This window comes from [Clostridium] symbiosum, assembly GCA_036419695.1.
Taxonomy (GTDB): Bacteria; Bacillota; Clostridia; order Lachnospirales; family Lachnospiraceae; genus Otoolea; species Otoolea symbiosa_A.
Genome location: CP143946.1, coordinates 4,818,429 through 4,842,725, shown reverse-complemented (window position 1 = coordinate 4,842,725; position 24,297 = coordinate 4,818,429). Strand labels below are relative to the sequence as shown.

General features: G+C 48.6%; 22 protein-coding genes. 13 read left to right on the top strand and 9 right to left on the bottom strand.

Annotation, left to right across the window (positions count from 1 at the left end):
- Nucleotides 1-133: 133 nt before the first annotated feature.
- On the top strand, nucleotides 134-334 hold the full coding sequence (locus V3C10_21715; GenBank protein ID WVP61895.1) for a cold-shock protein: 201 nt from the start codon (nucleotides 134-136) through the stop codon (nucleotides 332-334).
- Nucleotides 335-564: 230 nt separating this feature from the next.
- On the opposite strand, the gene V3C10_21710 is transcribed toward V3C10_21715, so the two are convergent.
- From V3C10_21710 to V3C10_21680, 7 genes are all read right to left on the bottom strand, one after another.
- A complete protein-coding gene (locus V3C10_21710) occupies nucleotides 565-1,617 on the bottom strand; it encodes a PilT/PilU family type 4a pilus ATPase (GenBank protein WVP61894.1) in 1,053 nt (350 codons plus the stop codon).
- A gap of 59 nt (nucleotides 1,618-1,676) precedes the next feature.
- On the bottom strand, nucleotides 1,677-2,117 hold the full coding sequence (locus tag V3C10_21705; protein WVP61893.1) for a hypothetical protein: 441 nt from the start codon (nucleotides 2,115-2,117) through the stop codon (nucleotides 1,677-1,679).
- Nucleotides 2,114-2,530 carry a hypothetical protein gene (locus V3C10_21700; protein ID WVP61892.1) on the bottom strand — a complete coding sequence of 139 codons (417 nt, stop codon included), beginning with the start codon at nucleotides 2,528-2,530 and terminating at the stop codon, nucleotides 2,114-2,116. Before V3C10_21700 ends, V3C10_21705 begins: the two co-directional genes overlap by 4 nt.
- Entirely contained in the window at nucleotides 2,527-3,045 is a 519-nt protein-coding gene (locus V3C10_21695; protein ID WVP61891.1) for a DUF4860 domain-containing protein, read from the bottom strand. Before V3C10_21695 ends, V3C10_21700 begins: the two co-directional genes overlap by 4 nt.
- Nucleotides 3,042-3,395, bottom strand: coding sequence for a hypothetical protein (locus tag V3C10_21690; GenBank protein WVP61890.1), 354 nt, complete (start codon nucleotides 3,393-3,395; stop codon nucleotides 3,042-3,044). Before V3C10_21690 ends, V3C10_21695 begins: the two co-directional genes overlap by 4 nt.
- A gap of 11 nt (nucleotides 3,396-3,406) precedes the next feature.
- A complete protein-coding gene (locus V3C10_21685) occupies nucleotides 3,407-4,456 on the bottom strand; it encodes a type II secretion system F family protein (protein ID WVP61889.1) in 1,050 nt (349 codons plus the stop codon).
- Between the two features lie 122 nt (nucleotides 4,457-4,578).
- Nucleotides 4,579-5,466, bottom strand: coding sequence for a transglutaminase-like domain-containing protein (locus V3C10_21680; protein WVP61888.1), 888 nt, complete (start codon nucleotides 5,464-5,466; stop codon nucleotides 4,579-4,581).
- 1,375 nt (nucleotides 5,467-6,841) lie between these two features.
- On the opposite strand from V3C10_21680, the gene V3C10_21675 reads away from it, so the two are divergent.
- The 6 genes from V3C10_21675 (at nucleotide 6,842) to V3C10_21650 (ending at nucleotide 15,436) form a co-directional block, all read left to right on the top strand.
- Nucleotides 6,842-8,035 carry a dicarboxylate/amino acid:cation symporter gene (locus tag V3C10_21675; protein WVP61887.1) on the top strand — a complete coding sequence of 398 codons (1,194 nt, stop codon included), beginning with the start codon at nucleotides 6,842-6,844 and terminating at the stop codon, nucleotides 8,033-8,035.
- A gap of 314 nt (nucleotides 8,036-8,349) precedes the next feature.
- Nucleotides 8,350-9,105 carry an exodeoxyribonuclease III gene (locus tag V3C10_21670; GenBank protein WVP61886.1) on the top strand — a complete coding sequence of 252 codons (756 nt, stop codon included), beginning with the start codon at nucleotides 8,350-8,352 and terminating at the stop codon, nucleotides 9,103-9,105.
- A gap of 78 nt (nucleotides 9,106-9,183) precedes the next feature.
- Nucleotides 9,184-11,025, top strand: coding sequence for an ABC-F family ATP-binding cassette domain-containing protein (locus V3C10_21665; protein ID WVP61885.1), 1,842 nt, complete (start codon nucleotides 9,184-9,186; stop codon nucleotides 11,023-11,025).
- A 77-nt stretch (nucleotides 11,026-11,102) separates the two neighbouring features.
- Nucleotides 11,103-12,959, top strand: a complete 1,857-nt coding sequence (locus V3C10_21660) for an alpha-amylase (protein WVP61884.1) — start codon at nucleotides 11,103-11,105, stop codon at nucleotides 12,957-12,959.
- Nucleotides 12,960-12,989: 30 nt separating this feature from the next.
- Nucleotides 12,990-14,348 carry a S8 family peptidase gene (locus V3C10_21655; protein WVP61883.1) on the top strand — a complete coding sequence of 453 codons (1,359 nt, stop codon included), beginning with the start codon at nucleotides 12,990-12,992 and terminating at the stop codon, nucleotides 14,346-14,348.
- Nucleotides 14,349-14,374: 26 nt separating this feature from the next.
- Nucleotides 14,375-15,436: an acyltransferase gene (locus V3C10_21650; GenBank protein WVP61882.1), complete on the top strand. Its 1,062-nt coding sequence runs from the start codon at nucleotides 14,375-14,377 to the stop codon at nucleotides 15,434-15,436.
- Between the two features lie 5 nt (nucleotides 15,437-15,441).
- Here the strand turns inward: V3C10_21650 and V3C10_21645 are convergent, their stop codons facing one another.
- The gene (locus V3C10_21645; protein ID WVP61881.1) at nucleotides 15,442-16,314 is read right to left on the bottom strand and encodes a class I SAM-dependent methyltransferase; all 873 of its coding nucleotides are present in this window, start codon (nucleotides 16,312-16,314) and stop codon (nucleotides 15,442-15,444) included.
- Between the two features lie 255 nt (nucleotides 16,315-16,569).
- On the opposite strand from V3C10_21645, the gene V3C10_21640 reads away from it, so the two are divergent.
- The 6 genes from V3C10_21640 (at nucleotide 16,570) to V3C10_21615 (ending at nucleotide 23,213) form a co-directional block, all read left to right on the top strand.
- Nucleotides 16,570-17,784: a pyridoxal phosphate-dependent aminotransferase gene (locus tag V3C10_21640; GenBank protein WVP61880.1), complete on the top strand. Its 1,215-nt coding sequence runs from the start codon at nucleotides 16,570-16,572 to the stop codon at nucleotides 17,782-17,784.
- 15 nt (nucleotides 17,785-17,799) lie between these two features.
- Nucleotides 17,800-18,552, top strand: coding sequence for an aspartate dehydrogenase domain-containing protein (locus V3C10_21635; GenBank protein ID WVP61879.1), 753 nt, complete (start codon nucleotides 17,800-17,802; stop codon nucleotides 18,550-18,552).
- 52 nt (nucleotides 18,553-18,604) lie between these two features.
- Nucleotides 18,605-19,429: a putative hydro-lyase gene (locus tag V3C10_21630; GenBank protein ID WVP61878.1), complete on the top strand. Its 825-nt coding sequence runs from the start codon at nucleotides 18,605-18,607 to the stop codon at nucleotides 19,427-19,429.
- Between the two features lie 30 nt (nucleotides 19,430-19,459).
- On the top strand, nucleotides 19,460-20,422 hold the full coding sequence (locus tag V3C10_21625) for an aminopeptidase (protein WVP61877.1): 963 nt from the start codon (nucleotides 19,460-19,462) through the stop codon (nucleotides 20,420-20,422).
- Nucleotides 20,423-20,444: 22 nt separating this feature from the next.
- Nucleotides 20,445-21,692, top strand: coding sequence for an Nramp family divalent metal transporter (locus V3C10_21620; protein ID WVP61876.1), 1,248 nt, complete (start codon nucleotides 20,445-20,447; stop codon nucleotides 21,690-21,692).
- 135 nt (nucleotides 21,693-21,827) lie between these two features.
- On the top strand, nucleotides 21,828-23,213 hold the full coding sequence (locus tag V3C10_21615; protein ID WVP61875.1) for a cell wall-binding protein: 1,386 nt from the start codon (nucleotides 21,828-21,830) through the stop codon (nucleotides 23,211-23,213).
- Nucleotides 23,214-23,347: 134 nt separating this feature from the next.
- On the opposite strand, the gene V3C10_21610 is transcribed toward V3C10_21615, so the two are convergent.
- Entirely contained in the window at nucleotides 23,348-24,235 is an 888-nt protein-coding gene (locus V3C10_21610; GenBank protein ID WVP61874.1) for an AraC family transcriptional regulator, read from the bottom strand.
- Between the last annotated feature and the right edge of the window lie 62 nt (nucleotides 24,236-24,297).

Sequence of the window (24,297 nt, the reverse complement as noted above, 5' to 3'; positions counted from 1 at the left end):
GCTATTGTATAAACAATGTTTTGATAAAGCCTTGATTTCACATATATCCGTAAGTCATTCTTTTATTGATGATTTGCAGCTATATGTTTTTTTTGTTTTATAAAAGCATATTAAAAATTAGGAGGTATCTTTTATGAACAAAGGTACAGTAAAATGGTTTAACTCAGAAAAAGGATTTGGCTTTATCACAGGAGAAGATGGAGCAGATGTATTCGTACATTTTTCAGGAATCAACACGGATGGATTCAAATCTCTTGAGGACGGTCAGGCCGTAACTTACGATTTAGCTCAGGGAAATCGTGGTATGCAGGCTGTAAATGTAACAGCGGCTTAAACTAAAGCATCATTTCAGTATATAATCTTAATCTGCATGGCAGATATTAGTAATTTATATATTAAATTGGTTGAAGATCCTGCGAAAGCGGGAAACGGAAAAAGAGAGTAACTTCCGGCGGGAAATCGAATGATTACGGTTCCCGGGCGGAAGTTACTCTCTTTTTCTATTTCCCGCAGTAACCGCGCGGCAGCGCACGTTTCTAGCCGGTGCAAGTCCGGAATCCGGTCTTACATCAGCCTCATCTGCATCTGCTCCGAATCCGTGCTGCAGCTTATGCAGGTATCGCGGCTGATTTTGCCCTCACGCAAAAGCCGCAGCAGGCTGTTGTTCATTCCCGTCATACCCTCGGCCATACTGGTTGCAATTACGTTGTCGATCTGATGGATTTTGCCCTCACGGACCATTGTGCGGATTGCGTCGTTCAGGAACATAATCTCAAATGCAGGAACCATACTTCCGTCTAAGGAGGGCACCAGCTGCTGTGATACAACGGCCTGGAGCACCATGGCGAGCTGCACCCGGATCTGCTGCTGTCCGTCGGGCGGAAATACATCGATGATACGGTCGATGGAATTGGCGGCCCCGATGGTGTGAAGCGTGGAAATTACCAGATGTCCCGTTTCGGCCGCGGTCATGGCGGTCTTTATCGTGTCAAAATCGCGCATCTCACCGAGCAGTATCACATCGGGTGCCTGTCTTAGGGAGGCCACCAGCCCATTCACGTAGCTGTCCGTGTCCAGGCCTATTTCCCGCTGGGTGACGACGGAATGGTTATGGCGGTGCAGGTATTCAATCGGATCCTCCAAAGTGATGATATGGCTGTTCCTGGTTCTGTTGATCTCATCAATAATGCAGGCCAGAGTGGTGGACTTACCGCTGCCTGCCGCTCCTGTGACGAGCACCAGTCCCTTTTTCAGGTTGGCGATTCTTATAACCTCGGGAGGAATATTCATATCTTCCGGGCGGGGCACTTCAAAGTGGACGACACGGATGACGGCGGCCAGTGTACCCCTCTGTTTCATAATACTGACACGGAACCTGGCAACGCCCTGGATAGAGCAGGAGAGATCGTCGTCCCCGTGGGCATGGAGTTTATCCATGCTCCTGTGGTTGCTGAGTTCATAGAGTGCCTCTATCAGCGCTTCCGTTTCGGAAGGCAAAAGTTTATGATCGTCACATGGAAGAATCTTACCGTTTATTTTGTACGAGAGAGGAAGTCCGGGAATAATGAAAATGTCGGAGGCATTTTTCTCCACGGCGTCGGTCAGAAAATTCAGCATTATTTATATCTCCTTTCACGTTTCATGGCTGTCCGTTTTGCAGCGGTGCAGCAGCCGCTTCATTCTTCGGGGGCGATCCATACGGGCAGACTGTCGTCTATCGCATAATCTTCTTTATTGTATACATAACTGGCAAGTACGGCCGCATCATCCCCGGACAATTCGACCCGCAGAGCCTGGCCGGCATTCATAGGAATCTCACAGTAGAGACGGCCCGACTCATCGATCCCGGATTCCGAACCTTCCGGCAGTGTCCCGGCGGCTTTTTCCAGGGCCTCTGCGGCGGTACCGTCTTCTTTCAGGGAAACGGCGGCGGCCTGAATGAACAACTGGCCCTGTGTGTCTGCCTGATAGTAAGCAGTTACGGAATCGGCATGGCGCTTTGACAGGACGAGAGCCGATTTTCCGTCGCTCAGGCTCAATAGAGAGAAGACCGCAAGGCACAAAATAATAAAAATCAGGATGATGGAGGCGGTTCCAATATTGATTCTGTTTTTCATCGGAGCCTCCTTTCAGCGTCCAGACTCCGGGCGCCGTTCAGAGAATAGACAGGCTCCGTGTCTCCGCCTTTCATTTCATGGACCGTGACGTCTACGTACAGCATCCCGTCGTTTACATGATGATTAATTTTGACATAATAGGCGGCTTCCGGGGCGTTATATTCACAAGTGTTCCAGTTCCGGTCAAATCCAGATAAAATCTCCCGGGGAGTGTCATCCCCATCGTATCCGGCAAACACCGTCTCAATGGAATTTTCTGCGGCGAGAACCGCATGGTTCAGGTTTTCTGCGCTTTTGCTGAGCCGGTCGGCTTTTACAAAAGCGAGGACAAAAATGCAGGCGGCCAGGGCAAAAAAGCCGCAGACCCAGAGCATTTCCATCAGGAAAGCATAGGAAGTGCGTTTTTTATTCATTGCTTTGACCCTCCCTCCGGATTTGATGCGCTTCGGAGAAACAGTTTTGCCGTACTGGGCGACGGTTTCCCTTCCAACGTAATCACGAGCATCTCCCCGGCCGCCGCTCTGTCAATGGCAAATGATACGGGAGGACATTCCATAACGGGAAGGCCATCCTCAGCAGAGAGGCCGCTGCCCTGTTCGGAGAACAGTTCCATAAGGGAACCGTCCTTTGTATAAATCCAGGTTTCATAGAGTACACCGTAATAGTCGGACGACAGGACGAGGACATTCTGTCCGTCAATGGAGCGGACATCCACGGAGTCCGTCCGGTCGGACTGGCGTACTTTGTTGGTGATATAGCTGAGCGCCGTGTCGGAATAAAATGCGGCGTCGTTTCTGGCCCTTATATTGCTGTAAACCCGGCTGCCGATGAGAATCGTGAAAACGGAGCACAGGATAAACACGAGAAACAGGATCATGGAGAAGATAAAATCGATACTGCCCGAGGGGCGGGAATTTTCTCTTTTCATTGCTGTCCCTCCTTACCGGCCTGCGGGATAACAGGAAGAACGGTGATATCCGGCATAACATTGCTGGCCCAGCCGTCGTAAAATACATTATACCGTCCGCGATCAATGACGACGGCGTAATTTTCTTCCAGATATTCCACACTTGGAGGATACCGTCCTTCGATGGCATAGCACTGGACGCTGGCTCTTTTTATCGCAGCCGTCAGCGCATTCAAACGGTCCTCCTCGGTTCGGCTCTGCATGGCTCCTACGGAGAAGAGAAAGAGATACAGAATGATTCCGAGAAGGAGAAAGGAAATAAGATATCCGGGCAGGGAACTCCTGCGCTTTGGGATTTTAATATGTAACATAGCGACCCTCCTTATCCGATGGAGGACAGAACACCGGCCAGCGGAAGCATAACGGCGAGGAGAACCAGGCCGACGGCTACTGCAAGCACAGACACGATAGTGGGTTCCAGGCGTGCGATCATGGAATCGATTGCCTCGGAGGCCTTTCTGTCGTAATCCTCCGCCAGACTGTCCATTATGTGATCCAGCTGGCCTGCGCGGCTGCCTACGCGGATCAACTGAAGCTCAAAACCGGAGAACAGACCGGCTTCTTTAACTGAGTCATAAAATCCTTTGCCCTGGGAAACTGCCTCACCGCAGCTTTTTACCTTTTGCTCCACGGAACGGTTATCCACCAGTGTTTCCGCCAGTTTAAATGCTTCCGGCAGATTGACGCCGCACTGGAGCGCCATGGCCATGACGTTGCAGAATCTGCGGTTGGCGGCAGCGCGTGCGATGGTGGAACGCGTTTTGATTTTTTCCAGCAGGGAGAGCGCCACGGCGGACTGTTTTCCGCTTTTGCCGAAAATCCACAGGGACAGAGCCGTTACAAGGAGAATCGCGGCCAGGATCAGGGCGGCTCCGCTGAGAAGTCCACCCAGACGGATGGCTGCGGCCGCGGCCGGAGGTATGGATGCTCCAAGCTGTTCATAGACGCCGGAGAAAATCGGCATCACTTTTGTAAAAAGGACAAACAGGATGATAATCAGCATGAGGATCATCATAGCCGGATAAGTGACGGCCTTTCTCAGGTTTTCCGCCAGATAATACTCTTTCTCATAGTAGACGGCAAGCCGTCCCATCGTGGTATCCAATAAACCGGTCCGTTCCCCGAGCATGGTCATGTTGACGACATAAGGGGGGAAACAGCCGGCTTCCTTAACTGCCTGATGGAACGGAAGACCCATGCGGACCTTGTCGGACATTGCAGAGAGGATTTCCCGCTCCTCCTGTCCAGGTGAATCTTCGGCCATTACTTTCAGTCCCTCATAGAGGGGAACTGCCGACTTGAGAAGGATTGAAATCTGCATACAAAATCCGGACAGAGTAAGTCCGGTAAAAGGTGATGCGCTGCTGCTCATGATATACCTCCAAATTTGTTCTTCCTGCTATGATAGGAGAGATGCCCTGAATCATTATAGTTCCGTCAACTAAATAACTGCACCGTCAGTTTACGGATCATTGACGGTGCAGAGGTATGCTGCTAATAGCAGAATTTTTGCCTGTAGTTTGCCGGATTGCTGACATAGCTCAGCGCCTCCGCACTCTTTTTGCCGCTGGATACAAAGGTAGGATCCATCAGCTGCCAGTTGGTTCCGTCAAAATAGATAAGATTGTCAATCCAGCCCTGGCCCTGAATGTAAACGCTGACCCAGGCATGGTAGACATTGCCCGCATAGCCGATTACAAGTTTTGTCGGGATGCCCTGGGAGCGGAGCATGGATGCCATGACGGCGGCATAATCGAAACAGATACCGGTTTTCTGCGACAGCGTGTTGTCCACGTTGGGAAGATAGCCGGATTGGACTGTAGCCGCTTTCTGGTTGTCATAGGTTATATTGTCCACGGCATAGTTATAGATAGCCTCTACTTTTTTAAGCGGATCGGTGATTCCGGCCGTGATGGAATCGCTGACGGCCACTACGTTGGAATTGGCGTTAAAATTGCAGAACTGGTTCGGATAAAGAAACGGCACCGTGTCACTTGCCAGGTTCACCTGGATCGTCTGGCTTACCGCCTGTGAATAGGTGGTGCCCGACACATTCTCAAACAGCTTGATCGTGTAGCTTCCGCTGCCCTCGGTCAGAGGAAAGGTCACATAGTTTCCCGTGGCATTGATGTCATAAGTGTATTCGGTGTCTTTCTGGATGCGCAGCTTCACTTTGGCATTGGAGCCGGTGTACTTGACCATCACATACCCGTCGGCCGTGTGGGAAGCGTCGATCACCGCCTTGCCGCTGGTGTAGGCTACGGTGCCGTCGGCTGTCGGAGTATAGATGGTGGCAGCCTGCGAAACACTGCCGGGTGTGAGAGCCAGAAAGAGCGCTGTCATAACAAGCGCCGGTGTTATTTTAAATTTTACTCTACTCATAGTGTATGCTCCTTATTGGTGTAAATGCCTGAACCGGAGGTCCTGTCTGTGCAGACTCAACTGCCTCTCCATATTATATGATACAAATGCACGGATGAAGCGTTCAGCATTGGTGCGGCCGCTGTCCGAAGGAACGGCGGGATGCGGAAAACACACGTGAATACTGGGATGTTATGCCCCGCGGGGGAGTGGCCGTGGTTTGTAATTCCAATTATTACATTATACAAAAAATGACATGAACTTACAAGCGGTTTGGGGATTTAATTGAGGAATGGGAACGCCGCCGTTAGGTCGGGGGGCGGGATGGTGAGAGGGAGGTTGTGAGTCTTCAGTCCCGGCTTGCAGGTTGTCGCGGGTGGGGAATCCGGGCAGAAAAAGTTCCTGCGGGAAACGCTTGCGCTCTTTGGAGTACATAGCAGTACTAAGGCGTCTGAGAAACGCCGCCTAAGTACTGATGAACTCCCAGGTTCCCTGCGGAATCTTTTTCTCCCAGCTTCCCCACGGGAAGGTTATGCCCCGGGACTGAAGACGCGAAGGTTTTCGCCATCCCGTACCCCGGCCTGCGGCCGCTGAATTGTTCTTATTCCTTCAGGGGGGAGGAGGATCGTCGCAACCACTATGTTCCTTCAAATGCCTTAAAATATCTGTTATCCGGTCTCTGACTGGTTTGTTTTGAGCCTTTTTAGCTTAGAGTATTGCGTCAGAACATTCGACTTTTGTTTTAGAAATTCATCTGTTATCAAATTCATCGTGAGATACCGTCAGACCGTTAAAGTATCGCAGCTTCGTAGTGGCCGCGACAGGGTCCTCCCCATTTAAGGTTAGAGACAATCAGCGTCCGGAGCGGACCATGTCCGGTGCCGCGAAAACCTCCGTCTGAGTCTTTTGTCCCCGGCGATAACCTGCCGGGGGAAGGAGGCGGAATCAATTGTGCAGGGGATATGGGAGTCCGCCGGTACCTGGCGACACATTGAGCACTTAGCGAGGTCTCTTCGAGCTTAGTGCAAAAGCGTGCGGTGGCAGGTCTTTTCGAGCCTGGCACCGCTGCGCACTCCAAAAAGCGCGAGCGGTCCCCGTAACAATTCATTCCGGCCGGATTCCCCCCTCACGACAACCTCCAATCGGGGACAAAAGACTCAGCCAGCCCACTCACCACATTGGACATGGTCCGTTCCGGACGCGTCCTCCTCACCTCAGTTAAATCCTTATTTAACATCAGGATGGTAAAAACACCCATACTCTAAACTGAAACAAAATAATTGCAATGTACATAATTATTGGTATAATGAAAAGGCAATGTTCAGCTCAGGCGGCGTAAAATACGGCGGCTGAGGGGGAGTTTTGCCGCGAGAGGCGGCAAGGAAAGGATGGTAATATGAATAAAGTTTTTAAAAGCCTGCCCGTCAGACTTCTGCTGGGCGTTGTCATCGGTATCCTGGTGGGACTGGTGGCAAATGAGGGAGTCATGCATGTTGTTGTGACGCTGAATTACATCATGGGGCAGATTATTTCTTTCTGCGTTCCGCTAATCATCATCGGTTTTATTGCACCATCAATCACGAAACTGGGGAAGAATGCGTCCAGAATGCTGGGGATAGCCCTGGTGCTGGCCTATACCTCATCACTGGGAGCGGCCCTGTTCGCCATGGCGGCCGGATATACGCTGATTCCCGGCCTGTCCATTAATCCCGTAGTGGAGGGACTGAAAGAACTTCCGGAGGTGGTGTTCCAGCTCTCGATTCCTCCTGTCATGGGAGTTATGAGCGCTCTTGTATTTTCTGTTATGATCGGTCTGGCAGCCACCTGGACGAAGGCAGTCACGGTGACAAAGCTTCTTGATGAATTCCAGAAAATTGTCCTGGATATTGTTAAGAAGATTATCATTCCGATTCTGCCGGTCTATATCGCATTTACATTTTGTTCACTGGCATATGAAGGCTCCATTACAAAACAGTTCCCGGTGTTTGTAAAAGTCATCATCATTGTCATGATCGGCCATTACCTGTGGATGGCGCTCCTCTATACTCTGGGCGGCGCATATTCGGGAAGAAATCCGTTTAACGTAGTGAAAAATTATGGCCCGGCCTACATCACGGCAGTCGGTACGATGTCCTCGGCCGCCACACTTGCGGTGGCTCTGGAATGCGCAAGAAAGTCGGAACCGACACTCAGGGACGACATGGTGGACTTTGGAATTCCGCTGTTTGCCAATATCCACCTGTGCGGTTCGGTACTTACGGAAGTGTTCTTTGTCATGACCGTCTCCAAGGTACTTTACGGCACCCTGCCGGAACTGTCCACGATGGTGCTGTTCTGTGCGCTATTAGGCGTTTTCGCAGTTGGCGCGCCCGGAGTTCCCGGAGGAACAGTTATGGCTTCCCTCGGACTGATTACGGGAGTTCTGGGATTTGATGCAACTGGTACGGCCCTGATGCTCACAATTTTTGCTCTGCAGGACAGCTTTGGCACCGCCTGCAACGTGACGGGAGACGGAGCGCTGACCTTGATCCTGACCGGATATGTGGAACGCCACAAAATTGAAAAACAGAAAATCAGCGTGGATTTGTAAGTTAAATTGAATGCGAAAATTGAAAGAGGAAACTGAAAGAGGATTGTGCAAAGATCAGGCGGGGCTGTATGGCTCCGTCTGGTCTTCCTTTTTTTGAGCGGCAATGAAAGTACGCGAATCGTACTTTGCGTTGCTGATTGTCCGCTCGGTACCCGGCCTCTCTGCATCCGTCCGCTCCGTACCCGGCAACTTTCCCCCTTCCATATTTTCTGACAAAATGATATACTGAGAACAGATTGTTCTATTTACAGACACTATCCACACTATCCCGCGGGGATTACCTATCACAGTTTGACAGCAAGGAGAGATCAATTATGAAGAAATTAATTTCCTGGAATGTAAACGGCCTGCGCGCCTGCGTGGGAAAAGGATTTTTAGATATTTTTAAAGAGCTGGACGCCGATGTGCTCTGCATTCAGGAGAGTAAGCTTCAGGGCGGCCAAATCGATTTGGAACTGGACGGTTATTATCAGTACTGGAGTTATGCCGACAAGAAGGGCTACTCCGGCACGGCGCTTTTTACGAAGGAAGAGCCTCTGTCCGTGACATATGGCCTGGGCATTGACGAGCATGATCACGAGGGGCGCGTCATCACGGCGGAATTTCCTGAATATTATATACTCACCTGTTATACACCCAATTCACAGGACGGACTGGCAAGACTTCCTTACCGGATGAAATGGGAGGATGATTTCCTTGCCTATCTGAAGAAACTGGAAGAGAAAAAGCCAGTGATTTTCTGCGGGGATCTGAACGTGGCCCACAGGGAGATCGATCTGAAAAATCCGAAAACCAACAGGAAGAATGCCGGTTTTACGGATGAAGAGAGGGGCAAATTCACCAAACTCCTGGAGTCGGGCTTTATTGATACCTACAGACATTTTTATCCGGATCAGGAGGGAGTTTATTCCTGGTGGTCCTACCGTTTCAAGGCCAGAGAGAAAAATGCAGGGTGGCGCATTGATTATTTCTGTGTTTCGAAGAGCCTGGAGGACAGGCTGGAGAGTGCGAAGATCCACACGGAAATCATGGGATCGGATCACTGCCCGGTGGAGCTTATCATCAAATAAGGACAAAAGATACGGCCGCACAGGCGGAGAAGCCCGTGTGCGGAAAATCAGATTATAGAATTCAGGAAGCGGAATACCATGAATATACTTACAATAGAGCATTTGACAAAATCATACACAGAACGGCTCTTGTTTGACGACACGTCGTTTTCCATCAATGAGGGGGAGAAGATCGGCCTGATCGGAATCAACGGCACGGGCAAGTCGACTCTTTTAAAGATTGCTGCAGGGCTGGAGGAGCCGGACCAGGGCACCGTGGTGAGGGGCAGGAACCTCTATATCCGTTTTCTGCCGCAAAATCCCGTGTTTGAGCCGCAGCTTACCGTTCTCGAATGCGTCATAAAGGAGAATGAGGGGCATGAGCACAGCTGGGATCTGGAAGGCCAGGCCAAGAACATACTGACCCAGCTTGGAATCACGGAGTATGGAGCGGTTATTTCCACGCTGTCCGGCGGACAGAAAAAGAGGGTGGCCCTTGCGAGCGTCCTTCTGTCTACGGCGGACTTGCTGGTGCTGGATGAACCGACGAACCATTTGGACAGCAGCATGGCGGACTGGCTGGAAGAGTACCTGAAGAAATTCAGGGGAGCCCTCCTTATGATTACCCATGACCGTTATTTCCTGGACAGTGTGTCCAACCGGATCGTGGAACTGGATAAGGGCAAATTATACAGCTATCAGGCAAACTACGCGGGATATCTGGAACTGAAAGAGGAGCGCATGGCAATGGAAGAGGCCTCCGAACGGAAACGCCAGACCATCCTGAGGACCGAGCTTCAGTGGATCAGGCGGGGCGCCAGGGCCAGATCGACAAAGCAGAAGGGCCGTATCCAGAGATTTGAAGAACTGAGTGCAAGAAAGGGTCCCGAGGAGGACGGGGACGTGGAGATGAGCTCTCTGTCCAGCCGTCTCGGCAGAACGACCGTGGAAATCTCCCATCTGAGCAAAAGCTATGGGGATAAGGTTCTTTTACGCGACTTTAACTATATTTTTTTAAAGAACGACAGGATTGGGATCATCGGGCCGAACGGAAGCGGCAAGTCCACCCTGATGAAAATGATCGCGGGATGGGTTCAGCCCGATTCAGGAGAAACCATCATTGGCCAGACCGTTAAAATGGGGTATTTTTCCCAGGAAAATGAAGACATGGACGAGAGCCTCAAGGTGATCGATTATATAAAGAATGTCGCAGAGTATGTGAAGACACCCGAAGGCAGCGTGTCTGCATCCCAGATGCTGGAACGTTTCCTTTTTCCGCCAAGCGTACAGTACACACCGATTGGTAAACTTTCGGGTGGGGAGAGAAGGCGGCTTTACCTGCTTCACATTCTGATGGACGCTCCCAATGTCCTGCTTCTGGATGAGCCGACCAATGATCTCGATATCAGGACTCTGACGATCCTTGAGGACTATCTGGATCATTTCCAGGGGATTGTGATAACGGTATCCCATGACCGGTATTTTCTGGATAGGGTGGTGCGCCGTATCTTTGCTTTTGAGGGCGACGGCGTCGTGAAGCAGTATGAAGGCGGATATACGGATTACCAGGCAGCCCTCGATGAGAGGGGCCTGGAAGAAAATTCTGCAGCGGAAGGCAAAGCGGGCCAGGCCGGACAGGATGCGCAGACAGGCGGCCGCAAAAACTGGAAGGACGGACAGCAGCGGGATAAGAAACCGAAGTTTTCCTATAAAGAACAGCGGGAGTGGGAGACCATAGAGGAAGACATTGCCTCCCTGGAAGCGGCTGTGGCCGGACTGGAGGAGGAAATTCTAAAGGCGGCCAGTGATTACAGCCGTCTGAACAGCCTGATGCAGGAGAAAGAAGAAAAAGAAACACAGCTGGAAGAGAAAATGGAGCGCTGGATGTATTTAAACGATCTGGCGGAACAGATAGAAGCTTATGATTCCCAGCCCCGCTAAAAAGCGCAGTTTGGGGGAGTTAAACATTTTAGAAGCACAATAACCTCGGCCTACACGGCCGGATTGGAGATGGGCGAGTGAAGACAGGCAAAATAGAAAAAGTGCAAAACGGCCAGGGTAATTTTCCTTTGGGAATTACAGAGACGGAAAAGGGAGTCCATATTTGCACCGTGGCCTCCGGCGATAAATGCAGCCTGGTAATTTACAGAGACGGAAGGAAGACAGAGACAATACCGTTTTCTGCCGAAGAGCGGGTGGGCAATGTATGGTCCATGGAACTTTGCGGGGAAGACTTTAAAGATCTTGAATACTGCCTTGAGACAGAGGAGGGGGAAATCCCCGACGTTTACGGCCGGGAATTCAGCGGACGGGAGAAGTGGGGGGATTTGGCCTCGGTAAACCGCCCCTTAAGAAGCCGGTTTATCTCCGGTGATTTCGAATGGGAGGGTGACAGGCCCCTGAACCGTCCCTTTAATGAGACGGTTATCTACAGAATCCACCCCAGGGGTTTTACAAAGCATGTTTCTTCCCGTGTGGAGGACCGCGGAACGTTTAAGGCGATCGTGGAGAAAATCCCATATATGAAGGAACTGGGGATTACGGCAGTCGAATTATTTCCATCGTACGAGTTTTCAGAGGTGATGATGCCGGATCAGTCTGACGGAAATCCCTACCACAGCACGGAGCCGACAGGAAAACTGAATTATTGGGGATATGAAAAGGGATTCTATTTCGCGCCCAAGTCTTCTTATACGTCAGGTGCTGGGAAAACACCTGCGGCCGAGTTCTGCCGTCTTGTGAAGGAACTTCATAAGAACGGACTGGAAGTGATTGTAGAGCTGTATTTTACTGGACAAGAAAGCCCGTCCATGATCCTGGATGCAGTACGCTTCTGGGTTTCGCGCTACCATGTGGATGGAGTCCATCTTTCCGGGTTTGCACCGGCGGGACTGCTTTTATGCGATCCTTATCTCTCGGAGACAAAGCTTCTCGCAACGTCCTGGGAACAGGCGGAGAGCGCCGGAGAACGCCATCTGGGAGAGTATAACGACGGCTTTCTGACGGACATGCGCCGTGTCCTGAAGGGGGATGAAGATCAGATGAATAACCTGATATTCAGAAACCGAAGGAATCCGGCCGGCTGCGGCGTTATAAACTATATGGCGAATACAAACGGCTTTACGATGATGGATATGGTGTCCTATGAAGTAAAGCATAACGAGGCCAATGGGGAAGATAACCGGGACGGAACCGATTATAATTTTACCTGGAACTGTGGGGCGGAAGGCCCAAGCCGTAAAAAGAAGATTGTACAGATGCGCAGAAAACAGCTCAGAAATGCTTATCTGCTCCTGTTTTTAAGCCAGGGAACCCCTTTAATCCAGGCGGGAGATGAGTTCGGCTGCACAAAAGGCGGGAACAATAATTCTTATTGCCAGGATAATGAGGTCTCATGGCTCAACTGGAACCTTCTGGAAAGCAACCGCGATATCTATGAATTTGTAAAATATGTCATTGCGTTCAGGAAAGAGCACCCCGTATTCCATATGGAAACGGAGCCGAAGAACACGGACTACCTTGTCTGCGGCCATCCCGATGTTTCATACCACGGTGTGAAAACCTGGTGCCCGGAGTTTGAGAACTTCCGCCGCCAGTTAGGCATTATGTACTGCGGTGAATACGGACAAAAGGCTGATGGGACGCCCGACGATTATTTTTACACGGCTTATAATATGCATTGGGAACCCCATGAGTTCTCCCTGCCCAAACTGCCGCGGGGCATGAAGTGGCACCTGGCCTTTAATACGGATGACGGGGAGAATAACGGCATTTACGGAAAAGGGGAGGAACCGGTGCTGAAAGACCAGAAACAGTTTGTCGTGCCGCCGAGAAGCGTGGTTGTATTTATCGGCTTAAAGAGAGTGCAGAAGTAATATCATTAAGTTATAATTTCAGGAGTGACGATGAGAAAAAATCAAAAACGGTTACTGGAAAACAAAATATGGACTGCCGCACTGGCAGCGGCGCTGGCCGTTTCGATGCTGACTGCATTTACCGCAGCAGGCATGGGAACCGATGGGCCTGCGCCGGTACAGGTTGTGGAGGCAGAGGGGGATTTTGCCGCCGGCCGGGACGGTGCGGAGGCGTTTGGCTCGGCAGAGGGGGCGGGGATGAGCGTGTTCTCCTTAGGACCCGGTTACCAGTCGCTGCCGTATTCCGACACCTATGGGGATTATCAGTGGGCATTACTTAACAGCGGTATATTTAAGCTGGTGCCCAGCACGAAGATGCCTCTGGACAATGTTTTTCAGGGATGGCTGGGAAACCGGAGCACCGGAGAAAACCGGCCGGGGCCCGCAAGGGAGAGCGATGGAACGACGCTGGCTCTGGCGGGAATTGATATTAATATCATACCTGCCTGGAAGAAATACGACGCAAAGGGAGATAAACGCCAAGTGGCCGTTGCGGTGATTGACACGGGAATTGACTACAGCCATCAGGACCTGGCGGGTTCCATCTGGATTAACGAGGATGAAATCCCGGGTGATGGAATCGATAATGACGGCAACGGATATATCGACGACGTTTACGGATGGAATTTTTATTCCAACAACAATCAGGTCTTTACAGGCTCGGACGACGATCACGGCACCCATTCCGCAGGCACCATTGCCGCGGCGAGAAACGGGGTGGGAACGATTGGCATCTGTGATCCGGCGTATGTGAAAGTGATGAGCATCAAGGCGCTTGGAACGCCTTCCGGAGTCGGGACGGCGGACAATGTCGCCAAGGCGATCCGCTACGCCCAGGATAATGGGGCGGTGATTTGTAATCTGAGCTTCGGCACGAACAAGTACAGCGAAGAATTGTACCAGACGATGAAAAATTCCGGCATGCTCTTTGTTGTCGCAGCGGGAAACGGAGACAGTTCGGGAAACGGGTATAACATAGACAGTCTGCCGGTCTATCCGGCCAGTTTTGATCTCGACAATATCATTTCGGTGGCCAATTTACGGTTTGACGGCAAGATAGACCCGGCTTCCAACTTTGGAGTGAAGAGCGTGGATCTGGCGGCGCCGGGCAGTTACATATTAAGTACGGTTACCGGAAACAAATACAGCTATATGAGCGGTACCTCCATGGCGGCGCCGATGGTAACGGGAGCTGCGGCAATGTTGTATTCCTACGATCCCGGCCTGTCTCTGACGGAAATTAAGGGAAGAATATTGAATTCGGTGCACAGGCTGGAGAGCCTGTCCGGAAAAACGGCGACCGGAGGAATGCTGGATGTTTCGGCAGCCTTAAATTTCTCTGATAATTAATTATGAAATGGTGAAAGAACGGATCTATGAAGCGACTTACGGAGGCGGAATTCAGAAATAAGATTACCTGGATGACTTTTATCCTGAGCTGCCTGGTTGTGATGATTCACAGCTATAATGCGGACTTGTTTATAGAAGCGGAAGAAACCGGACTGTTTGCAGAGAGCCTTAAGCTGGCGCAGAGTCTGGTTTCTCTTGCGGTGCCATCGATTGCCGTGCCCGGCTTTTTTATCATATCGGCCTATCTGTTTTACAGAGGCATCTCGTGGAAGGAGATTCCAGGGAAAATGACACGCAGGGTCAGGAGCGTATTAATACCGTATATCGTATGGAATGCCCTTTATTATCTGCTCTTTCTGGTCGTGTCGAGGATACCGGTCCTGTCCGCAGTGGCCGGGAAAGGAACGGTGACATTCTCCCTTGAAAACCTGGCGGATGCCATTATTAATTATACATATAATCCGGTGCTGTGGTATATGCAGCAGTTAATTCTTTTGATAGCCCTGGCTCCGGTTATCTATGCGGTGATGGCAAATGCATGGACGGGGGCGGCTGCGATAGCGGTCATGCTGTATTTTCTCGGCCGGGCTACTGTCATTCCGGTGCTGAACCTGGATGCGCTTCTGTACTTTTCCTCAGGGGCCTATATGGCGCTTCACGGAGGCAGATTTGTTGAAAAAAGGGACGGCATCGGAGCGGTGTCGTGGATTTTGAAGGAAGGCGCGGCCATAGCTGGCGTTCTGCTCTGCATCTGGATGTTTTGGACGACGCACCATGATGCAAATTTTCTGACCGCCGTCCTTTACGGCCTGCTGGCGCCCGTGACGATTTGGATTGCACTGCCGTCGGGCAGACTGCCGTCCCCTGCGCCCTGGATGAAAGAGAGTTTCTTCTTATACGCGTTCCATTTCCTTGTGGTCAGGACGCTTAATAAGGCGGCCTCGTTTGTCCTGCCCCATACGGCGGCCATGGCGCTTCTCATGTATCTGGCCGTCCTTGTGGCTGCGATCCTGTTTGCATGGGGAACTTCGGAATTTTTGAAAAGAAAAATGCCGCCACTCTGGAAACTGCTGAGCGGCGGCCGTTAATACGGTTATTTAGCGGGGGAGGATTCCCATCGGCCGGAAGCGCCGCAGGGGAGAATCAACCCGCTTTTTGTTACGGGGAGTCCAAGCTCATCGGAGCGGACCATCCCTTTATATTTTGGCGACAATTCCGTGGAGAGCATGTAGGTCAGCACGGAGGGAGCCAGTCCGGTTGTATAAGAATTTATAAGGTAGAAAAGCGGTTCCTCCGACAAAAGCTGTGCACACAGTTTGACAAAGGGGTGAATCGCTTCTTCGATCTTCCAGATCTCACCTTTGGGTCCCCTTCCGTAGGATGGAGGATCCATGATGATTCCATCATAGCGGTTGCCGCGGCGGATTTCTCTCTCCACGAACTTCACACAGTCATCCACGATCCAGCGGATGGGAGCTTCCACCAGCCCGGAAGAACGGGCATTTTCTTTGGCCCAGTTCACCATGCCCTTTGAGGCGTCCACATGGGTCACGCTGGCGCCCGCCTTAGCGGCGGCCAGGGTTGCCCCTCCGGTGTAGGCAAAGAGGTTCAAAACCTTCACAGGCCGTCCGGCCTCCCGAATCTTATTCCCAAACCAGTCCCAGTTTGCAGCCTGCTCCGGGAAAAGCCCGGTATGCTTGAAACTGAACGGCTTCAGGTTAAAAGTAAGTCCCTTATAGCCAATCGTCCACTGCTCCGGCAGATCAAAGAATTCCCATTCCCCGCCGCCCTTGGCGCTTCTGTGATAATGGCCGTTCATCTTTTTCCATCCTTTATGTTCCTTCGGAGTGTCCCAGATTACCTGGGGATCGGGGCGGACAAGCAGATACTTCCCCCAACGCTCCAGCTTCTCTCCTTTGGAACAGTCTATTACTTCATAATCATTCCAGCCGTCGGCAATCCACATGATTAATATCCTTTCTATCTGTCGAAATTTCAGAAACCTGTTTTTTAATATGCATTTCTATTATATATGGTTGGAATGGGGGTGTCAAATAAAAGGAAAAAGAGAAAGGAACCATCTGCCAAGGTCGTTCCATATTTTGGCATATTCCATTTTAGACATAAGGATATGTCGCCCTATCTATTGGACAAGTAATTACCACGATGCTATCATTTGGGTATCGAAAGGATAAGAAAAAACGAGGGAGGTATAAAGACTATGTCGATAGAAACAAAATTTGCACGATTGGGGATTGATAATGCTCCTGGGCAGGAAAGTCTCCAGAAAACAGAGACATTGGAGTTCAGGGGAGAGAAACTTATGGGAGTTCCGGTGGATTTTTCACATGGAGACGTGGATGCGCATGAGCCGACTCCGGGAAGTTTTGAAGTGTTTGCAGAAGGAGTGCGGGAAGGAGGAAAACAGGCTTATACGCCCTACCGGGGCAAAAAAAGTATATTAGAGTATGTGGCGGGACGTTTATCTGCTTTCACAGGAGTTCCCATTGATCCGGATGAAAATCTGATTCTGACACCGGGAACACAGGGGGCTTTATTCTTAGCTATGGGGAGCAATATCCTGCCTGGAGATAAGGTTGCAATTGTGGAACCGGATTACTTTGCTAATCGCAAAATGGTGGAGTTTTTTCATGGAGAACTTGTGCCGATACAGATGGATTATGTGAATACAAAGATCGGATCGGGGATCGACCTTAAGGCACTTGAAGAGGCATTCCAAAACGGAGTAAAACTGTTTCTCTTTTCAAATCCAAACAATCCGGTAGGCTGTGTTTATTCAAATGGCGAAATAAGCTCGATTGCTGCACTCGCTAAAAAGTATGATGTGACAGTAATTGCGGATGAACTATATTCCCGCCAGGTTTATCCGGGAACGGATTATACTCACTTTTGTTCACAAAAAGAAAATACAAAAAATATTATTACAATCATGGGACCGTCTAAGACGGAATCTTTAAGCGGTTATCGATTGGGAGCCGCCTTTGGAACTGCAGCAATTATTGAACGCATGGAGAAATTGCAGGCGATTATGTCACTACGATGCAGCGGTTATAATCAGGCGGTATTTGCAACGTGGTTTAATGAACCCGAGGGTTGGCTTCAGGAACGGGTGAAAGCGCATCAGGAGATTCGCGATGCCATTATGGAGAAACTTCGGGAAGTTCCGGGTGTCTATGCCAGACAGACAGATGGGGGAAGTTATCTGTTTATAACAATTCCTGAATTGGATGTTTCCCTACATCAGTTTATCAGGATTGTACGTGAAATGGCAAATGTGACAGTAACCCCGGGAACTGAGTTTGCACCTCAATATCAAAATGAGTTTCGGATTAATTTTTCACAGGATAAAGGTAATGCGGTGGCGGCAATTGAACGGTTACTTCAGATTATGGAGCGGTATCGCAGGAAGATTTAGAGATGGAGGTGGAGCATGATGAAAATTGCATTCTTAGGCGGCGGAAAAATCGGAAGAGCCATGATGGAACATGTAGCAGAACGGAAGAGTGCGGAAGTGGTTTTTGTGTATGACCCATATTTAAAGGTGAGTGAAATTAACGGCATTCAGGTAACACCCGAATTGAATTCAGGCATGTTTGAGGGACTGGATTTGGTAATCGAATGTGCGACGGCAGAAGTTGTAACACGATACCTGGAGGATATCCTGTCCTGTTGTAATCTGATGACATTTTCTATGACTGCATTTCAAGATGATGCTCTGAGAGAACATGCAAGAGAAATCAGTGAAGCTCATGGAACACATGTATTTCTGCCCCATGGAGCCATTTTGGGACTGGATGGGATTTTCGATGGCCGTAAAGAGTTAACGGAAGTAACAATTGAGACGACTAAAAATCCCAAAAGTTTAGGGTGCGATAATACGGAGAGAATGGTTCTGTATGAAGGAGCGACAAAGGAAGCTGCAAAGCTGTTTCCGAAAAATGTCAATGTGCATGCTGCAGTTGCATTGGCAGGTATCGGGTTTGAACATACACAATCAAAAATCATATCCGATCCTGCGGTAAATGCGAATACCCATGTAATTCATTTAGCAGGAAAAGGGATAGATTTTACGATTCGTGTATCCAGCTTTTCAGAAGGCGGCGTTTCCGGCAAGTACGTGCCTCTGTCTGCATGCGGCAGCCTGGATAGGGTATTGGGAGGAGCGGGATTCCAGTTTGTTTGACGATAAACATATAATTTATCAGTAAAAACAGGGGGAAAATAAGGAGGAGTAAATGTCATTTAACATAGAACCATATAAGAATATGAGTCCGTTAGAAATCCGCAGGAGAATAAGGAATAACGAATTCAATATGCCGACATCAGGAATGTGTCAGGGATATGCACAGGCTAATTTAGTAATATTACCCAATGAGTATGCACAGTATTTTAGGGAATATACTGAGAATAATCCCTATGCCTGCCCCGTACTTGAAATTTTGGAAGGAACGCCACAGACAAAGGATATGGCGGCAGAAGGAGATATTACAACGGACATATGTGAATACTATATTTACCGGAATGGGGTGCGGGAGGAGGTTGTGAATAATATTTCCCATTTGTGGCAAGAGGATTTTGTTGGTTTTTTGCTGGGGTGCAGTTTTTCGTTTGAAGAAGCTTTAATAAATGCAGGAATTGAAATGCGTCATTTAACACAGAAATGCTTTGTTCCGATGTTTAAAACCAATATTCCTACGGTTAAGGCAGGACCCTTTGAAGGGCCACTGGTGTGCACCATGCGCCCAATGACACCGGAAAAGGCGGAATTAGCTTATGAAATCACCGCAAAATGCCCTTTTGTACATGGGGCGCCTATCCATATTGGCGATCCCGGCGCGATAGGAATTGAAGATGTAATGCACCCTGATTACGGGGATGCCGTTGAGATTCGGGAGGGGGAAGTGCCTGTATTCTGGCCTTGTGGTGTTACGCCTCAGGCAGCAATTGAAAATGCAAAGCTGCCGCTTGTGCTGACTCATTCTCCAGGCCATATGTTCATTACGGATATTAAAAATGCCGAATTGAATGCCTTTTTAGAGAAAAGAAAAAGTGAAAAGTAAAAGTGAAAAAGAACAAAGGAGGGGATAGCAATGAACGAACGCGATAAGGCGTCTGAAATCTTGCTGAAGGTATGCGGGGGCTGCCGGGAAGATGAAAAAATACTGATAGTCACAGATCCGTCAAGTGTTTCGATGGCAAACATTCTGTTTGAAGCAGCGGTGGATTTTCCGCTTAAGACACTGGTGATGATGGAAGAGACCGGGATGCATGCGGCGGATCCGCCAGCTTTGGTTCGTGCGGCAATGATGGAGGCGGACGTCATATACGGATGTACCAAGTTCTCATTGTTTCATTCAGAAGCCAAAAAGGCGGCGTGTAAAAAGGGTGCACGTTTTGTAAACATGGTTGACTACAGTATGGAAATGCTGGAAAAAGGGGGACTATTCAGCGATTTTTATGCACTCGGAGATCAATGCATGAAAATTGCGGATGTCTTGGACGGAAAAGAAAGGTGCCATATTACCACGGAATTGGGAACCGAATTTACCTGCTCAATTAAGGGGAGGAAACCATGTCCGCAGATTGGAAGAAGTCTATCTGCGGGAATCTCTTCTTCGCCTCCTGATGTCGAGTGTGCCACATGTGCGGTAGAGGGGACGGCGGAAGGAGTTGTATATGTGGATGGAAGTATCCCGCTTCCGGAACTGGGGTTAATATCAGAACCAATTAAGCTGACGATACGGGAGGGGAAAATTGTCAAAGTAGAGGGAGGAAAACAGGCGGAGATATTTGCAGGAATTTTGGAACAATCGAACGACCCGAATGTTTATGTGATTGGGGAGATTGGGCTGGGGTTAAATACGGGGTGCAGTTTAACAGGCAGAATGCTGGAAGATGAAGGGTGCAGTAAAACAGTTCATTTAGCCTGCGGAGATAATACAGGTTTTGGGGGAAATACATCTTGCAGGCTCCATTTGGATATGGTATTTAAAAATCCGACACTCACAGCGGATGATACGCTTATTTTAGACAAAGGGGTTGTTGTGCTTTAGCAGAAAACGGAGAGGGATCAATATGGAAGATAAAATGTCGATGAAGGAATATCTTAGGGCGTTAGGACCCGCAATTGTTATTGCAGCAGTGGTAGTAGGGCCGGGTACGGTGACAACGGCGTCCACAATGGGAGCCAACTATGGTTATTCTTTGTTATGGGTTATTGTTTTTTCTGCTTTGGCTGCTTTCTTTTATCAGCTGCCGGCTATCAACATAACTTTAAACAGAGGCGTAACAATACTGGAGGCAATTCGAATACGCTTCGGGAAAAAACTGGCTATTGTTATGTTCGCCGCAATGTATTTCTGTGCCTGTATCTCACAGGCGGCTAACTTCATAGGTGCCGCAATGGCTCTTAACTATTTTGTTCCTGCTATTTCGTTAACAGGATGGTGTATAATTACAGTTTTGGCAGCACTGATAATGGTATTGTGTACTAATTACGGATGGCTTGAGAATTTTACCAAAGTACTGATTATTATGATGGTGTGCGCATTTGTTTTTACCGTGATTGGTTCTAAGCCAAGTGTTTCCGAGATAGTGTCACAAGGTTTTTCGTTTAAAATACCGGAGGCTAATTTTTACCTGGTGCTCGCAATGCTGTCAACAACAATGGTCTATGATATTCCGATTACCTTATCGGCGTTGCACAAACAAAAATATTTGAACAGTGAATCTCCTGAAAGTAGATTATCACCTGAAAAGAAAAGGATATCTGCAAAAATGGATTTGATTGTTGGGACAATTGTAACCGCCGTATTAACATCGACGATTCTGATTTGCTCGGCCTGCAATTTACATCCTCTGGGAATAAAAGTTTCCAGTGCTGCGGATATGGCCGCGCAGTTGACTCCTATTTTAGGAAGATATGCGGGTATTTTATTTTCATTAGGATTATGGGGGGCAGCATTTTCTTCCGGAATGTTCAGAATGGAACTGACGCCTATGTTATATAATCAGGCAACAGACCAGCCAATGGATAAAAAGGCATTACGCAGCCGTATATGTATTTTAGGCGCAGGAATTGTCCCAATTATATTTATTATGTTATTTGGTGCTGCACCGGCCCAGCTCATTATAGCGGTCCAGGCAATTACCGGTCTGCTGCTTCCGTTTATTTGCGGCATTGTTTGGCGAATATCAAGCGATAAAAAGTTTATGGGAGAATTTGCCAATAAAACATGGTTTAATGTAGTAATGGGGCTCATATTTGCAGTAACTATTTCTTTGGCAATCAGAGTATTTTTAAACTTACTTGGAATGATTTAGCAGGCTTATCCTGAGTAGTGGCCGCGTCTTCCTTTCTCAAATTGTAATCAAATTGAAAGATAATTCTGCTTGAACATTTCCTCCTCCCCTGATAGAATGTATTGTAGAGTACTGTATACAACGGGAGGAATTTATATGAGGAAGAGAGGAATCACGGTCTTTGCCCTCTCCATGATGCTTGCATTGGGAACAGCGTCTTTGACTGCATATGCGGAAGGATGGCAGCAGTCGGGATCTGATTGGGTTTATTACGATTCTAATAATTATAAGGTTACGAATGAGTGGAAGAAAGGTGCCGACGGTCTTTGGCGTTACCTGAATTCCCAGGGAGTAATGGCAGTGAATTCCTGGGTTGACGATGAGTACTATGTGGACAGCAACGGTATCATGGTAACGAATAAGTGGATTAAGCTCCAGAAGAAGAATCCGGGCTGGGATGAGGAGAATACGATTGTCTGGTATTATTTTGCCAACAGCGGCAAGGTAGTGACGGACGGCTGGTCCAAGATAGATAATAAATATTATTATTTTGACAGTGACGGAGCGATGCAGACCGGCTGGGTGGATGACGATACCTATTATACCGGTTCCGACGGGGCGATGCGCACCGGATGGCAGTATCTGGAAGATCCGGACGACGATGATTCATTTGATGACAAGACGGTGCCGTTTGGTGATGATGAGGACAAGCACTGGTATTACTTCCAGAGCTCCGGTAAGAAATATGTGCCGAATATCAGCAGCGGAGACTATAAGTTATATAAGATTGACGGCGTTTACTACTGTTTCAGCGAGACGGGAGCAATGCAGACCGGCTGGGTGAACATGGGCGACAAGTCTGACGACAGTTTTGAAAATTACCGCTATTTCCAGGATAACGGAAAGGTGCAGACCGGCTGGTACTCCACAACTCCTCCCGAAGATTCTGACCTGAATATGGATTTGGGAAATGAGGTGGAATGGTACTATTTCTCCAGCAACGGCACACCGAAGGTGGGACCGTCCGCCGAGGAGGCATCCACAAGTGATCTGGTGAGAATTAACGGAATTACTTATCTTTTTAATGAAAAGGGCAACCCGGTCTACGGACTGAGACGTCTGAGAGTGGGAAGCACAGATGAATATGCATGCTACTACTTCGGCAACAAGGCGACAAGCTCTGTTGTGAAAGGGAAAGGAACCGTCGAGGAAGGCGACGGAACACGAAGCGAATTCTACTTCACTGAATCCGGTACCAAAGCAGGCCGCGGCTATACCGGTGTCAAGGAGAACTATCTGTTCTACATGGGCAAACTTCAGAAGGCGGAGAGCGGAACCAAGTACGAGGCCATCAAGATTGACAACAAAGTTTACCTTGTAAGCACATCGGGTAAGGTTGTTAAATCCACGACGGTTAAGGACTCCAGCGGTACAAAATATAAGACGAACTCTTCCGGACAGATTATTCAGGTGGATGAGCAGAGCGACGACGGAAAGTCACTGGCGCGTGAGCCGATTGAACCTGATTACTGGGAAGACTAAAAAAGAGTTCTAAAGATAGACCGTAATATATAGAGAAGGGAGGAATCGCAGAATGCCGGATTTTCGGGCGTACTGCGGTTCCTTCTTTTTCTTAATGAATATAATAAAAGTTTTTGGCCTCTGGAAAGTAACGGTCAATCCATCTTTACCGACAAAAGATATTCTGTTGGGGACATCCCCGTATATTGTTTGAAGCGTTTTGAAAAATACTGCGGCGTATCAAATTTCAGACAGGCTGATATTTCCTGTATGGAAAGATTCTGTTCCCGGATTAGTTTCTTAGATTCCTCAACCTTTAAATGAGTATAGTAGTTGATCATGCTTCTGCCGTACACCTTTCTGAATGCGGCGGACAAATGGGTTTTTCCATAATGAAGCCGTTCACTGATCTGGGAAACGGTGATTTTTCCATAAATATTGTCTTTCAACATTTGTTTGATCTGCGCTGCAATGTGATCATCAAACTTTGACTTTGAGGTGAAAAGCTGATGATTCGAGTCATTCTGCTGTTCATACCTCAGCAGCATGATGAGAAGTTTTTCCAGGTCCAGTCGTATCATCTGCTGGGAACCGATCATGGAATCCTCTTTCGGAATCAGTTTACGGATTTTAGGATTCGGCATAGGCAGAATAAAGGCGGATTTCCCCTCTTTTATAATTTCTGAAATCAGTTTTTTTAAATGTTCCGGTATCTTTATCACCCTGTCTTCAAAGTAACTCATGGGAGCGGAAGATGTTTCAAAAGAAATAAAAAATACATTAGCCGAATGTTTTCCGTCCGAGCAGAGGTTGTGATACAGATTCGGACGGAGAAACAGCATTTCTCCCTGTTCCAGCATGAACTCCTTTTCGCCCTTGGTGATGCATACATGTCCTTTATCTGCGTACATGATTTCCCAGAAGTCGTGGCTTTCGCCGTGAAAACGATAGTTCTTTCCGAATTCAAAATAATGGATGGTGATGATTTTAGCAATATTGAGTATATTCGCAATCTCATGTTTGATATAAATTGTGTTTTGCATTTCTGTTCTCTTTTCGTTTTTAATATGAACAAAAGTATAAGTTCGCCGTACAATTATCTCTT